The sequence below is a fragment of the Aeromonas crassostreae genome, assembly GCF_054052445.1.
Map to the genome: position 1 here is coordinate 216,566 of NZ_JBSTYM010000001.1, position 13,888 is coordinate 230,453.

The following is a 13,888-nucleotide window of genomic DNA, read 5'->3' on the forward strand; positions in this document are numbered from 1 at the left end:
TCAATAGGCCCGATACGAGCTCGTATCGGGCCTTTTTTATCGGAGGGATCCCGCTTGCTCATCAATGGTGTATCCGCAGAGTCGATATCGGCCCGGGATCGAGGGTTGGCCTATGGCGATGGCCATTTCACCACCCTGCTGATCCAGGAGGGACAGGCCCGCTACTGGCCCGAGCATCTGGCACGCTTGCAGCAGGGCTGCGCGCGACTCGCCATCTCGCCGCCGTGCTGGACCACCCTGGCAGCCGAGCTCGACACCCTGATCGCCGATCAGGCGCTGGCCGTCGCCAAGATAGTGTTGACCCGAGGGGAGGGGGGCCGTGGCTATGATGGCTCTGGCTGCCTGCAGACCAGCCGGATCCTCTCTCTGGCGCCCTATCCCATGCACTATCTGGATTGGCAGCGGACCGGCATCAGCATTGGCGTCTGCCAGCAGCGCATTGGTGACAGCCCCATGCTGGCCGGACTCAAGACCCTCAATCGACTGGAACAAGTTTTGCTTAAAGGCGAACTTGCCAAGCAAGGCGCGGTCGAAGGAATAGTATTGAATTGCCGAGGGTTTCTGGTGGAAGGGGTGAGTGCCAACCTGTTCTGGCGCCGGGGGAGCACCGTCTTTACCCCGGATCTTGGCCACGGTGGCGTGGATGGCATCATGCGCCGACAGGTGATGTCGCTCCTGCGTCAGATGGGGATCGAGCTGCGTATCGTCGAAGCCCCCCTGGAGTCACTCTGGCAGGCCGAGGAGGTCTGGCTGACCAATACCCTGATGGGCCTGGTGCCCGTCACCCGTATCGAGCATAAAGAGTACGACTCACAGCAGGTGGTGCGTCGTCTACAGGAGCGATTGCTAATTGAAGTTTAATCGGCTTTACACCCTGCTCGCGGGAGCGGCCCTGAGCGCCGCCCTGGCCGGCGGGTACGTCTATTACAAGTGGTATCAGGTGGAGACCCTGACCAACAAGGGGCCGACCCGCCTCTACACAGTCACAAAGGGCTCCCATGCCGCCGGCCTCATCACCGAACTGGCCGATGGCGAGGTGACCCCCTGGGCGCTTCGGCTCTGGCTTCGCAGCCATCCTGAATTGGCGGCCATCAAGTCAGGCACCTACGAGATCAAGGAAGGGACCCCCTTGAAGGAGACTCTCTCCCTGTTTGCCTCGGGCAAAGAGTTTCATTTAAGCCTGACCTTCGTCGAGGGATCCCGCTTCGAGGATTGGCAGAAGCAGCTCGCCAGCGCCCCCTATCTGGAGCGGGTCACCCTGGAGCAAGACGAGACCGAGCTGGCCCATGAGCTCGGCATCGACAATGGCAAGCTGGAAGGCTGGTTCCTGCCGGAGACTTACGCCTATACGGTTCATGCCAGCGATCTCTCCGTGCTGCGCCGCGCCCATCAGGAGATGGAGAGCGTCCTGCAAACCGCCTGGGAGAATCGCCAGGAGAACCTGCCCTACAAGACACCCTATGAAGCCTTGATCATGGCCTCCATCATAGAGAAGGAGACAGGGGTGCCCGAGGAGCGGGCCGAGATTGCAGGCGTCTTCGTCAACCGGCTGCGCCTTGGCATGAAGTTGCAAACGGATCCGACCGTCATCTATGGGGTCAAGGATCGCTACGATGGCAACATTCGCCGCAGCGATCTCACCGACGTGAATCCCTACAACACCTATGTGATCGACGGCCTGCCACCGACCCCCATCGCCATGCCGGGCAAGGCATCCATCGAGGCGGCCCTCAACCCCAAGGCGAGCGATTTTCTCTATTTCGTCGCCAAGGGGGGCGGTGCCCATCACTTCTCCCGAACCCTCGAAGAGCATAACCGGGCGGTTCGCCAATACATTTTGAAGAAATCCTGATGTCCAAATTTATCGTGATCGAAGGACTGGAAGGGGCGGGCAAGAGCTCCGCCGTCCAGTATGTCACCGACTACCTCAAGGCCCATGGCGTCTCGCGCATCGAGTGTACCCGGGAACCGGGTGGCACCCCATTGGCCGAGCGGATGCGGGCCATCGTCAAGGAGGTGCACGAGGAACCACTCACCATCCAGGCCGAGCTGCTGCTGATGTATGCCTCCCGGGTGCAACTGGTGGAGACGCGGATCAAACCGGCCCTGCGTGAGGGAATCTGGGTGGTGGGGGACAGGCATGATCTCTCCTCCCAGGCCTATCAAGGGGGCGGACGCGGCATAGACAGCGGGCTCATTCATGCCATCAAGCAGGCGGTGCTCGGCGACTTTAAACCCGATCTCACCCTCTATCTCGACATCGATCCCGCCCTGGGATTGCAGCGGGCTCGCCATCGTGGGGAACTCGACCGGATCGAGCTGGAGCAGCTGAGCTTCTTCGAGCGGACCCGGGCCCGTTATCTCGAGCTGGCCGCCCAGGATGACGCCATCCTGGTGATCGATGCCAGCCAGACACCGGAGCGGGTCAAGGCCGCCATCGAACTCGCACTGGACAGCCGCGCATGTATCCCTGGCTGATCCCGGACTGGCAGGCCCTGAGCCAGAGCGCGGTCGCCGGGCGACTCGGCCATGCCTGGTTGCTGCTGGGGGAAGCCGGCCTTGGCAAGGAGCAGCTGGCGGAGCGGCTCGCACGGCTTCATCTGTGCCACCAACCCCGGCAGGGGGAGCCTTGTGGCCACTGCCATGCCTGCCAGCTGGCGGACAAGGGCAACCATCCTGATCTCAGCATCATCCCAGGCGACAGCAAGACCATAGGGGTGGATGCGGTGCGCGAGCTCGGCTCGCGTCTGCAGCGTTCCGCCCAGCTCGGTCGCGGCAAGGTGGTGATCATTCCCGATGCCGAACGCATGACGGAAGCGGCGGCCAACGCCCTGCTCAAGACCCTGGAAGAGCCGGCCGGCGACAGCCTGCTGCTGCTGATCGCCTCGCAGATCTCCCGTCTCCTGCCCACCATCCGCAGCCGCTGCCACAAGCATGTCTGCCACATTCCCCCCGAGCCGGTCACCCTGAACTGGCTGGCCGAGCAGGGCCATCCGGCGACCCAGGCCCAGGTGCGGATCTGCCAGGGGGCGCCCCTGCGGGTGCTCGACTATCTGGCGCAGCAACAGGACAAGGCACGCCAGGATCTCTTGGGGGGCTTCGTGCAGCTGAGCCAGGAGCCGACCCGGATCACCGCGCTCTGCTCCCTGCTGGGACAGGAGACCCAGATCCGCTTGCACTGGTTGCAACTGCTGCTGTGCGATGCCCTCAAGACCCAGGCCGGCTGCGGTCATCAGCAGTTGGCGATGCCGGACCTGGCCGGGCTCAGTCATGCTCTGGCCGAGGGCCACTCCAGCGAGCGGCTGCTCGATGCCGAGCAACGTCTCGTCAGCCTCAAAGAGGCCTGCCAACCGGGGCAACTCTCCAATCCGACCATACATCTGATGAACTGGCTCAGCCATTGGCTGTGAACAGAGGAAAAGATCCCATGTTATTCGTAGATTCCCATTGCCATCTGGATCGGCTCAGCTATGGCAGCAAGCAGACCGATCTGGCCGATGTGCTGGCCAAGGCGGCGGCGCGCCAGGTGGGTTACTTTCTGTGTGTGAGCGTGACCCAGCAACAGTTTCCAGAGATGCTGGCGGCGATCGCGCCCTATCCCCAGGTGTTTGCCTCCTGCGGCGTGCACCCGCTCAACCAGGATCCCGGTGTGGACGCCTCCCTGCTGCTCGAGCAGGCAAAGGATCCCCGGGTGGTCGCCATCGGTGAGACCGGGCTCGATTATTTCTATAGCCCTGAGAATAAAGAGGTGCAGCAGCACTCGTTCCGGGAGCATATCCGGGTGGCGCGGGCGCTGAACAAGCCCCTGATCATCCATACCCGGGATGCCCAGGAGGACACCTTGCGGATCATGGTCGAAGAGGGAGCGGATCAGGTGGGTGGGGTGCTGCACTGCTTCACCGAATCCCTGGAGATGGCCGAGGCCGCCATGGCCATGGGCTTTTATGTCTCCATCTCCGGCATAGTGACCTTCAAGAGTGCCGCCGCCTTGCAGGAGGTGGTCAGGGCACTGCCGCTGTCACGGTTGCTGATAGAGACGGACTCTCCCTATCTGGCTCCCGTGCCACATCGGGGGAGGGAGAACGAACCCGCCTTCGTGGTTGACGTGGCCCAGTTCATCGCCGATCTGCGTCAGATCCCCCTTGCCGAACTGGCGCAAGCCACCAGCCACAACTTTTTCGAGCTGTTCAAACTTGCCAAGCAGTGAGCCAACAGGCCCCATGCAACGGGGTCTGTTTCATTTAAAGCGCCTCTCTTCCCTCACGCAAACACGCCATTACACGATGCGTTATCTCTCACACCTCGGGCAGCCAATCCAACCTAATGCCCATGAAAAGCAATGTTATGAAGCCACTCAAGGTGAGGATTGAACGGGGGCTTGCCTGGGTTGAAGGCAGATTTATCAAGTATCGATAATATTCATTATCGATACTTGATGAGGATGAAAGATCCTGTAAGATCCCCGAAACTCCATATGAAATCATAGGGTTACCAGTGACTTCCGCTTTTTTGCCCCAGACGGCTCACCAAGGGTTGCAGAGCGTCTTCGATGCCAGGCTCAACAGCCGTGCTCGCCGTTTCCTGCGCAGTGCCAAGGCCGACACCACCCTCAATGCCTACCAAGCGGATACCCGTATCTTCGTCCACTGGTGCCAGGTGCAGGGGCTGGATCCCCTGGCCTGCAACCACCTCGATATCATGAACTTCCTGGCGGATCAGGCCGATGGGGTACTCGCCCACTGGGTCTGGCTCGACAAGAGCCGGGGCAGGGGGGAGCTGCGCAACGGGGAGCCGAGGAAACCGGCCACCCTGGTGCGGCGTCTGGCGGGGATCCGCTATGCCTTTCGCCAGAAGGGGATAGCGCCCATGCCCACCGAGCACAGCGAGATCAAGGAGATGATGCGGGGGATAGTGCGTCTCGGTGATACCCGCAAGCGCAAGACAGGGGCCCTGACCCTGCAACCCCTGGCCCAGGTACTCGAGGCGATCGACACAGATACCCTGGCGGGGCTGCGGGATCACACCTTGCTGCTGTTGATGTTCAGCGGCGCCCTGCGTCGCTCGGAAGCGGCCCGTATCGAGGTCGAGGATCTCGATTTCGTCGGGCGGGGAGTGAGGCTGCGTCTCAAGCCGAGCAAACATCAGCTCCATGAGACCGAGATAGCCCTGATCCCGGGGCGGGAACATTGCCCCATCGCAGCCCTGCGCCACTGGCTGACCATGAGTGGCATCAGCCAAGGGGCCCTGTTTCGCCGCATGACCCGCTGGGGCCAGCTCACCCAGGACCCCCTCGGACCACAAGGCATCAACCTGATGATCAAGCGGCGCACCGGCATGGCCATCGACGATCTCTATGTCAGCGGCCACAGCCTGAGACGGGGCTTCATCACCTCGGCGGTGACGGCCGGCAAGCCGATGAACAAGATCATCGAGGTCACTCGCCACAAGGACATGCGCACCTTGCAGGAGTACTTCGACGATGCCAACAAGTTCGATGACCATGCCCTGCAGGGGCTGCTCTGAGCCGGGAGCCGCGAACAGTACAACAATCCGGGGCTGACACCATTACTGCGTTACGGTACAGATTACGTTAAATAGAGATTCAAATAACCCCGGCTGGAATATGCCAGTTTTAAGGGTTTGAATGACATGGAACGTAATATCACGAGAAACTTTATTTTTCGTTGGTTTGAATGCGGTTTGAACAAGGAAGAAACAGCAACACTTTGTTTCGTTTCTGTGACCGAGGTCACACTATGGGACGAAGGAAAGCAAATCCCTGACGTATGCAAACGAGTTATGAGAATGGCAACAGGGAGAGAATTGCCGTCCATATTCGAACGATACTGGAGCGGGTGGCGCATGTCAGGCTATCACCTCATCACCCCAGCCGGCTCTCAAATGACCAGACAACGGCTAGAGCTCATCGACATCATGGGAGTCGAAGATTTCAAGCGATGGCGATCACCCCGTATCAAGTACAGAAATTACAAGTAACAGAAGGGGCCTGGCGGCCCCTTTTGATTTTCAGTGGTTCGTGCACATGGGAAGCACCGAGTTGAATTCCCCCCGTATTACTACACGGGGGGGGGATCCCAAAACCGGCTGGCACTGTGAGTGCCGCTTGTCTTCGACAGGAGGCATAAGCAGGCGCTGGCCGTGCCCCATAGCCTTCGGCTGGGCACTATGACGGAGCAGTAAAGACGGTCTAGCAGGGAAGGGGTGGAGCCGGGCACAGGGAAAGCCCACAAAGACGTTTCGGCGGGCCCACCTAGGTCACGAAAATGAGCGATAGAGGGCCGCCTTATACTCGCTTGCACTGCGTGCGCTCGTTAGCTTAGGCGCTACCATTGCGCAGCATAGACAGCCTTACAGATACGTTCGAAAGCATCAGTATCAGTCAAATAGCCGCCCTTATCAGTTTCAGCAATGACTAAAGCTTGTTTCAAGACAGCCAAATCAGAACGATTAAAGGTAACTGTTACTTTTTTTTCAGCCTGACGGGCGCGATAACGGGCCTGCTTCTCAGCAGAGCTCAAGGCTGTACCGGTCTTTGGACGCCCAACAGGGCGTTTTTTCGGAAGGAGGTCTAACTGAATTTCAGTAACAGTAACCAATTCGAAGGATGGGCCACCCTTTGGAGCACCAACAAAAAGACCAGTTGATTTAGTGACCTTCTTTTCAAGCTGACCAATGACGATAACCCAAGCCAATTTATTCTCAGAAAGTACCGGATATTCCCTACCGGATTCAATGCCAAGACCTGATTTGATGCAACGGAGTTTCATATTCAATCCCTCGATTTATGGTAACTGTTACCGTAATTACATTATCGGTCACTATTACCATAAATGCAAGGGAATATCGGTAACAGTTACCAATATTTTTAACCTATGACGGGCGGGGCGTCGTCGTCCGCTAGACCGCTCCCTCCTCCTTTCCGCCCCCCTCATCCTTGTCAGTGGTAGTGAAGGGGTTCAACAACGCAGGAGCGGACAGCGCAGGGGCCTTGGGCTCGACAACCTTGGCAGGCTCACAATAGACGGTCACCGACTGACCGGTATCGATGTTGAACAATTCAGCCTGGCAGTAACGCTTGAAGCGGACGGCATAGCCCATAGACAGGAGTTCATCATTGTTGGTGTGATATTCAGATCCATCCTTGGTATAGAGCGAGAACGTGATCACACCATTACCCTGGGTGTCCAGCGACGAGCCGGTCACGTAAACAGCCTTGGCGTTATAGGGGTTCACAAAAACAGGCTGACGAGAAGATACCTTGTCAGTGCCGCCAGTGCCCACAGAACTAGAAACACGCGCAGTACCTTGAACAACATCAGGAGAAGTTTGCGAAGCAACTGCCACACTCGAGTTAGGCTCAGTTTTAACAGCTGGAGCACCGGGCGAAGAAGAGTGGTAAAAATAAAAGCCAGTAGCGAGCGTAAGTAAGAAGAGATAAAAATATATAACGGGCGAACTAAAGGGACCCTTTGATTGACCTGATTTGGTTTGTTTTCCGGTTTGTGTCGATTTATAGAGAAGAAAAGCAGCCAAAGGCACTTTCTCACGATAAACCGGAGAGTTAGCATTCGGAATGCCATTTGAGCGCGGGTTATGTTCATATATCCTCGGCTTGCGTTTGAATATGAATAAAGAATCCTTATTAGATTGCGCCTTGGCTAATTCAGCGCAACCACGAACCATAGGAGCAATATCATTAATATCAGGAGTAACACACACAATATCCCAGTTAAATTTACGATGCCGTTTAAATGCACCATTTAACGTCCTCGGATAAACAATACGGCCCTCTTCATCAAACAATAATGCCCCTGTATCATCATAATCACAGGAATCAAACTGGTCAGGCTTACAGGCCTCAATGGCCGTATAATAATCTTCAATCAAACCCGGAGGTAACTGGTCCTTGTAGGTTTCGATGGGCTGATAATCCAAATCGGATTCTTTCCATGACCTATCAGGATAAATATCCTGTACTTCATCCATGAGGATAAAAGAACCAACAGGGGCCCAGTGAAACCAACGCCGCCAGAGACGCAAGGCTTCATCATGGATAATATTAATACGATAGAGGCGAGTAGTATCAGGGAACGTCTCACCGAGCCGCTTAGCGATTTCCTCAAGGGGATAACACCCCTCAAGGTTAGTGATACAGATGCGGCCTTGACGCAAGGCCGGGAGCAGGTCATACCATACTGCCGATGCCGATTTATAAGAACCGTTAGGCCCATGACGAATAACAACGGCCATATCACCACCCCAAGAAATTCAAAGCAAAACGAGTAACGATGCCATGAAGTATCATATTCATTCCATCCACAAATCCCGACTGAAATAAAAACCACTGCAAGGATGAAGGAAGGGCACTCATTAAAGGCTGCAATATCGCCGAAATATTAAAATCCTGTAATATCTGTTGTGCGATAGAATAACCCACCTGAATAATCATAATCTCACCCTCTATCTTTAAATAGAGGCCAACCTCAACAATATAAGCCAAGGTTCGGGAAATGATATAAGGCACACCATCAGTAAAGAAGGAGTGTATATCTACAAACATCCCTGAAATCCAGTTAATGAATTCGGTTATCATAAATCACTTCCTTGATGTAATGATATAGATTGTATAGAGCGCGCAAAGGAACAAAACAATGGCAGCAATACCCATGTCTATTAACAATTGAAACGCGCCCAACCCAAACGGCAAAGCAGTTCCGTGAACATTCAAAGACCATTCATCAGGCGCACCGCTAGCCGATAAATCAGTGAAGCTAATCGAATCCTGAAACTCAGTAGATAAATCCTTCATATCCTGAATTGACTGAGCCTGTTTATCTTTGATTTCTGTAAACGAAGATTCAGGCAAGATACTTTCCCAGAACGCGCCAGAGCCAGCACCGGGCACGAAAGGAGTTTCTTCACCGGGTTCATCTAACTTGTCTGAGATTTCATCAAGAGAGGACTTAATACCATCAAGCTTGCCATTGCCTTCACCAATGGCCGAGCCAATGCCATCTAGCTTGGAATTACCTTGTGCCTGGAGCACGGAAGAAGCACCGACGCTGCCCGTTCTGATAATGGTGTTCTGTAGATCCTTTGTGGTATTGGCTATGAGGTTTCCGGTAGCCACGTTCTGGGAAGAGGTAGCTTGAATCTGAGCGTTAGCAGCATCAGCAACCGTCTGGGCTACGTCATTGAGCGTAGAAGTACCATCAGGGCCAGTGGCAGAGGGTTGCACCTGTGAACCGGTAGCAGAGGAGGCAGCACCAGAAAGCTCGCCCAGGGCGTTGTCAGTACCCTCAGACGTAGTGGATTCATCAACAGCAGGAGCATTGCCATTGCCCCCAGTGTCTGACTCAGAATCAACAGTAGGCTCAGGACGAATAACAGGGCAGTTGGCACCGGTGAAAGTGAAATTCCCTGTCCAAGCACCTGATGTAAGCTGGACACCACCGCCAACCGTTTGGATAGAACACTGACCGTAACATTTGACTTCACCTGACGTAGAGCCAGGGTTAGGGCCTGCCTGATAAAAGAACCGTGACTGATGAGCAAGACCAGCTGCAGAACTGCAATTAGAGACGCAGGTTTCAGCGCCATTACCCTGAATACGAACAGTGGAACCCATCATGCAAACCTTGGGAACTGTTTGACAAACCTTGGAACCATTCAAATCAACAGGACCAACGGTAAAAGATGGGTTGTCATTAGGAGGGCATGAATAAGATGGTTGATAATTATAATAAGCTAAAACCCAATTCCTATTCTGCTGAATGGAACCATTAAAAGTTGCAGAAAAATTAAACTGATGAGAAGCCCCACCACCCGTATGGCTAGTTAAAGCACCTACACCATAAGCCGTACTAGCACCATTTTTTATCTTCACACACTCGGATAAATTTACATTATTTGCAACCAAGGCACCCGTGTAAAAACATTGAGAAGCCTTATCGGAATTATAATTAGGAGTAGAAGAAATATCAGCAGGGACAGACTCAACCGCAAAAGAATTAACAGAAAATAAAAATAAGAGGGCGAAGATCCATTTCATAAAAAAAAAGGCGGGTTTCCCCGCCCCCTCGTGTTATGCCGAGTAAACCCCCGAGACGAACCCAAGCACGAAACAGAGGCCGACCCCGAGGGCCCATAACAGGGCCGGAAACATTACTTACGCGACCAAGCCAGCACTGCACCCAAACCGAAGGTGAACAGCGCCAGAGCGACCAGACCGATGGTGAGGAGGTCCATGTTCGCCATGGCATCAGTCTTAGCCGCTTCGAACGGCACGGTGATATCCACGGCGAAAGCGGAGGCAGAAGCGAACAGAGTACCGGCAACAACGGCAACCGGGGCGGCATACTTACGAACTTGATTGATGATTTTCATAACACAGTTCCTTTTGTGAAATTAACGTCTACCCATCCAGCGAACCAACCGTCCCAAGCTGTGACCAGCAAAAAAAGTCAACAACATGAAACCCAAATATTCGCCTGCAAGGTCATTATCAAATTCCGACAGTGCGCCTACTTGTGCCCGATATTGGTCCGGTGTCACCAGCACATACCCCGTGCAGGTAGCAATGTCATCCCCTGTGACAGAGAGTTCACCCAATTCGGACACAAGTAAGCAGCCCATCAGAACGTTTTCTCAGCTGGGGATTTTTCATCCTTAGCCAAGGGTTTGGCAGCAGAATTACTGCCGAACTCGTCTTTCACCGGCAAATCGGATTTGAACCCGACGACGATGTTTTTAGAGAAGTCCCGAGGGTCTGATTCCAGAATGAGCGTCACCGGCACCAGCTTGGGACAGACGGCCATATGAGCCAGCACAGCCGGGTCATTCTTGACCGGGAAGCTTTTAGCCTGGAAGCCCCAGTTCCTGATGGTACATTCGGCCATGTCGACATTATCGGCAGGAACGATGTATTCCAGGCTGGCGAAGTCATACGGCTTGGGTGAACCCGATTTACGGGAAATGCCCTTACCATGAGTGACACACATTACGATAACGCCGGTAATTTCAGACATGTTGATACTCTCCAGTGATTAAGCCCTCTGTTGTGGGCATAGCGAACAGCGAGCAACGACCATCTAATATCTCAGACGGAAGCGGCAGCAATAAACGAAGCGGAACATCATCAGGTGACAAATGTGAGGTCAACTGATTGATAATTGATTCAGGATTCAAACCTTCAACATGAGCCATCCAATTAAGCATGCGACCGGCCATTCTTGCCATATTGGCAACAGCAGCATCACGACCAATGCGGAATTTATTCTTGAAGGTGGTAATACGCACCGGTTCAACCGATTCATCAACCATAGAAGACAACCATTCAGCAAACTGGGGATACATCCCCGCGAAATAGGGGTCAGGATTTATCAGTACATCGAGCGGAATAATCCGGTCTTTGTTGTGCAATTCACCCTCAGCCCGTACCCAGTTCGGGAACTCGACAGATGAAAGCTGTTTACCCTTTTCATAGGTACGGCCACATTTACCGTTGATGCGAGAACCGATGTAGAACGAGCAACCGGAGGAAGCGATAAGGCCAAAGCGTTTGGCCAAGCCCTTGACCATCTCAGGGATAAGCTCACCGGCCTCAATCTTCATCCATTTGGGCGCATTGCCGCGGGCCGGGTGGAAAGCGCCACGCTGGGCAGCTTCTACAGCCCCGGTGTACGTAATAATCTCACCGCTGTAATCGTCCAGCGCCAAGTCGACACGAGTAATCCGGATACCAGGAACACGCTCCATGACACGATGCAGAGCGACAAAATCAAGAGCGTCACATCCAGTACCAGAAAAGGAGACGAAACACCCATGGTTCGCAGCTCCCCAAGCGACAAGCCCAGCAGGGACCCCATCAACCATAAGGTCAGCAGAGAAACTGTAACCATGAACACCACCACGACGAGGACGAAGGCTAAAACGAGGAGCCGGAATAGGAACGCCGATTTGATGATTGAGTTCATGCAGAAAAATCTCCAGTTCGCTACAGCAAAGGGAATCGAAGAACTGGACCCCGTATGCGTGGATCAAATCGTTGTAGGCGTCGTAATACTTGGCATCAGGGTTAAGCTCCAACGTGGAAGCGTCCAGCAACTGACCTAATACTGACTTGAGTTCGCTGTTCATATGACGGCTGGCATCGGCCTTGTAAGCACGGCGGATGTTCGATTCCATGGCCTCATACATGGCGGCAGTAAGGATAACTCGAGCGCCATCTACAGTAGCCTGAGGAACCCGAGCATCACGCAAAACGCGCGGGTCATTGACCGTGGGAACAGACCGAACATAAATCAACCCCTTGTCAGTAGACTTGGGTCGAATGTTGCGAAGTAGCATGTGGGCATGTTGCCCAAACGCCGGCACCGACTTGAGAATGGCACCTTGTTTGGCAAGTTCTGCCACCTGTTTGAGCACTTCCGGGCTCCAGGTGAAGGAGAGGAAGTCGTGTTTTGTTTTATGACCAGTCATCGAAAAAGACCCCCTGCTCATAGAGGTCGCGCCATGTGGCCTCAGTCACTTCCACCGGTTCAAAGTCGGTGTCCGGGTAGTTACACGACAGATAACGCAGGCAAGAGCCGAGGTCGGGGAACATTTCCACCTGACCGGCAACACTGGCCGCAATCCAGCCAGTGGGCTCTTGCTGCCAGTAGAGGTTGCGTTTCATGGTCGGTTGCAGGGTCATTGGGCAAATCCAGTGTCAGCGTCGAAATCAAGTTCGCGGTCAGAGGGGTAGGGGATGGCACGGTTGAACAGTTCATCGGGGAAGTCGCCCTCGACGATGCCCATAGAGCCACAATCGCGGCAACCATCACCCTGGCACTCAGGGCAGACGTGGTAAATCGGGGCTTGCTGCTGTAGGGTCTGACGTTCCATGACGATGCACTGATTTATAAATTGATGGATGCAGCGAATGATAGACAAGAAAACACAAGCCACAAGTCCATAAATTCATGGCTCAGCACATGTGTTAAAATAAAAAATCACCCAAAAGGAACACTCAAATGGACTCTAAAACACTGATTCAGGCGTACATGAGAGCCAAAAACCTCACTCAGCTGAAAGATGTGGCAGAAGCTCTAGGATTATCGACGTCTTACATCACTGCATTGAACCAAGGCAGACAGGAATTCACTGATAAAGCAGCAATTTCAATTGCTGAAGAACTTGGATTAGACCCGACAGAAGTCATTATTTCACTGACCGCCGTCAGAGCAAGAGATCCAAACGTAAAAGCCGCATGGTACGACGCCCTAAAAAAATATTGCGCCAGCACAGGGACCGCGCTGGCACTGGGGATGATGGCAATGGAGAGCCTTAACCTGACCAGCCTAGCAGCTGCGTCAAAGTATTTTTTATGTTAAATAGCCAGGTATTTCGCCTGCCGCACGTCGGGGTGGGGGGAGCAGCACAGGCGGCCCTTTCTTCCCATCCCCTTAGCCTTTACCATGGTCGTCGGCTGGTGGCCATGCGGGTACCCGCCCGTCACCCCTCTTCTCCCCTGGGTGGAGGGTGAGAGATAACGAATGCCATTTCTGGAGATATCAGCATCCTATGAGCCAACAAGAGAAGCCTGCAAAGTCCCTCGACAATGCCCAGCGCCAACGGCTGCATGTGAAGCGCAAGCAGGAGAGCCACAGCCGGTTGCAGTGCTGGATCAGCCTGCGCCACGCGAACCGGCTGGCGGAGCTGGGTCGCAGGCTGGAAGATAGCCAGGCTTCCCTCATTGAGCAGGCGATCGATCTGCTCTATCAATATGAGTGTCAGCAAGAGGAAGTGCCGGCGCCAGAGCCGCGTCAGTCAGCGTCCGAGGTAAGCCCCGCACGGCTCGCCCTGGCCGACACCGTCACGGAGTGAG

The 13,888-nt window shown here is 54.4% G+C and carries 18 protein-coding genes; 9 read left to right on the top strand and 9 right to left on the bottom strand.

The annotated features are described in order from the left end of the window. Positions 1–54: 54 nt before the first annotated feature. The 7 genes from pabC (at position 55) to ACW5W4_RS00955 (ending at position 5,997) form a co-directional block, all read left to right on the top strand. Positions 55–861: an aminodeoxychorismate lyase gene (pabC, locus tag ACW5W4_RS00925; protein ID WP_456688089.1), complete on the top strand. Its 807-nt coding sequence runs from the start codon at positions 55–57 to the stop codon at positions 859–861. Continuing rightward, positions 851–1,852 carry an endolytic transglycosylase MltG gene (mltG, locus tag ACW5W4_RS00930; RefSeq protein ID WP_427262053.1) on the top strand — a complete coding sequence of 334 codons (1,002 nt, stop codon included), beginning with the start codon at positions 851–853 and terminating at the stop codon, positions 1,850–1,852. The genes pabC and mltG overlap by 11 nt, the downstream gene beginning before the upstream one ends. Then, complete coding sequence (tmk, locus tag ACW5W4_RS00935; RefSeq protein ID WP_456688090.1) at positions 1,852–2,478, top strand: dTMP kinase; 627 nt, start codon at positions 1,852–1,854, stop codon at positions 2,476–2,478. The genes mltG and tmk overlap by 1 nt, the downstream gene beginning before the upstream one ends. Continuing rightward, positions 2,463–3,410 carry a DNA polymerase III subunit delta' gene (holB, locus tag ACW5W4_RS00940; RefSeq protein ID WP_456688091.1) on the top strand — a complete coding sequence of 316 codons (948 nt, stop codon included), beginning with the start codon at positions 2,463–2,465 and terminating at the stop codon, positions 3,408–3,410. The genes tmk and holB overlap by 16 nt, the downstream gene beginning before the upstream one ends. Before the next feature lie 17 nt (positions 3,411–3,427). Next, a complete protein-coding gene (locus ACW5W4_RS00945) occupies positions 3,428–4,207 on the top strand; it encodes a TatD family hydrolase (protein ID WP_456688092.1) in 780 nt (259 codons plus the stop codon). Between the two features lie 374 nt (positions 4,208–4,581). After that, positions 4,582–5,523 carry a tyrosine-type recombinase/integrase gene (locus ACW5W4_RS00950; RefSeq protein ID WP_456688179.1) on the top strand — a complete coding sequence of 314 codons (942 nt, stop codon included), beginning with the start codon at positions 4,582–4,584 and terminating at the stop codon, positions 5,521–5,523. A gap of 282 nt (positions 5,524–5,805) precedes the next feature. Continuing rightward, on the top strand, positions 5,806–5,997 hold the full coding sequence (locus tag ACW5W4_RS00955; protein WP_456688180.1) for a DUF3653 domain-containing protein: 192 nt from the start codon (positions 5,806–5,808) through the stop codon (positions 5,995–5,997). Between the two features lie 347 nt (positions 5,998–6,344). On the opposite strand, the gene ACW5W4_RS00960 is transcribed toward ACW5W4_RS00955, so the two are convergent. The 9 genes from ACW5W4_RS00960 to ACW5W4_RS01000 form a co-directional block, all read right to left on the bottom strand. After that, positions 6,345–6,788 (bottom strand): hypothetical protein, encoded by a 444-nt coding sequence (locus tag ACW5W4_RS00960; RefSeq protein ID WP_456688093.1) that lies wholly within the window; start codon positions 6,786–6,788, stop codon positions 6,345–6,347. 130 nt (positions 6,789–6,918) lie between these two features. Then, the gene (locus ACW5W4_RS00965) at positions 6,919–8,271 is read right to left on the bottom strand and encodes a zonular occludens toxin domain-containing protein (RefSeq protein ID WP_456688094.1); all 1,353 of its coding nucleotides are present in this window, start codon (positions 8,269–8,271) and stop codon (positions 6,919–6,921) included. A gap of 1 nt (position 8,272) precedes the next feature. Next, the gene (locus tag ACW5W4_RS00970) at positions 8,273–8,614 is read right to left on the bottom strand and encodes a DUF2523 family protein (RefSeq protein ID WP_456688095.1); all 342 of its coding nucleotides are present in this window, start codon (positions 8,612–8,614) and stop codon (positions 8,273–8,275) included. A 3-nt stretch (positions 8,615–8,617) separates the two neighbouring features. After that, positions 8,618–10,072 carry a hypothetical protein gene (locus tag ACW5W4_RS00975; RefSeq protein WP_456688096.1) on the bottom strand — a complete coding sequence of 485 codons (1,455 nt, stop codon included), beginning with the start codon at positions 10,070–10,072 and terminating at the stop codon, positions 8,618–8,620. Positions 10,073–10,185: 113 nt separating this feature from the next. Beyond that, complete coding sequence (locus ACW5W4_RS00980) at positions 10,186–10,407, bottom strand: hypothetical protein (RefSeq protein WP_456688097.1); 222 nt, start codon at positions 10,405–10,407, stop codon at positions 10,186–10,188. Between the two features lie 248 nt (positions 10,408–10,655). Continuing rightward, positions 10,656–11,048, bottom strand: a complete 393-nt coding sequence (locus tag ACW5W4_RS00985) for a hypothetical protein (RefSeq protein WP_427255257.1) — start codon at positions 11,046–11,048, stop codon at positions 10,656–10,658. Further along, positions 11,041–12,501, bottom strand: a complete 1,461-nt coding sequence (locus ACW5W4_RS00990) for a replication initiation factor domain-containing protein (protein ID WP_456688098.1) — start codon at positions 12,499–12,501, stop codon at positions 11,041–11,043. Before ACW5W4_RS00990 ends, ACW5W4_RS00985 begins: the two co-directional genes overlap by 8 nt. Then, on the bottom strand, positions 12,488–12,715 hold the full coding sequence (locus ACW5W4_RS00995; RefSeq protein ID WP_427255259.1) for a hypothetical protein: 228 nt from the start codon (positions 12,713–12,715) through the stop codon (positions 12,488–12,490). The genes ACW5W4_RS00990 and ACW5W4_RS00995 overlap by 14 nt, the downstream gene beginning before the upstream one ends. Continuing rightward, positions 12,712–12,906 (bottom strand): hypothetical protein, encoded by a 195-nt coding sequence (locus tag ACW5W4_RS01000; protein WP_456688099.1) that lies wholly within the window; start codon positions 12,904–12,906, stop codon positions 12,712–12,714. The genes ACW5W4_RS00995 and ACW5W4_RS01000 overlap by 4 nt, the downstream gene beginning before the upstream one ends. A 128-nt stretch (positions 12,907–13,034) precedes the next feature. On the opposite strand from ACW5W4_RS01000, the gene ACW5W4_RS01005 reads away from it, so the two are divergent. After that, complete coding sequence (locus ACW5W4_RS01005) at positions 13,035–13,394, top strand: helix-turn-helix domain-containing protein (protein WP_456688100.1); 360 nt, start codon at positions 13,035–13,037, stop codon at positions 13,392–13,394. A gap of 190 nt (positions 13,395–13,584) precedes the next feature. Next, entirely contained in the window at positions 13,585–13,887 is a 303-nt protein-coding gene (locus ACW5W4_RS01010) for a RepB family protein (RefSeq protein ID WP_456688101.1), read from the top strand. Position 13,888 lies beyond the last annotated feature (1 nt).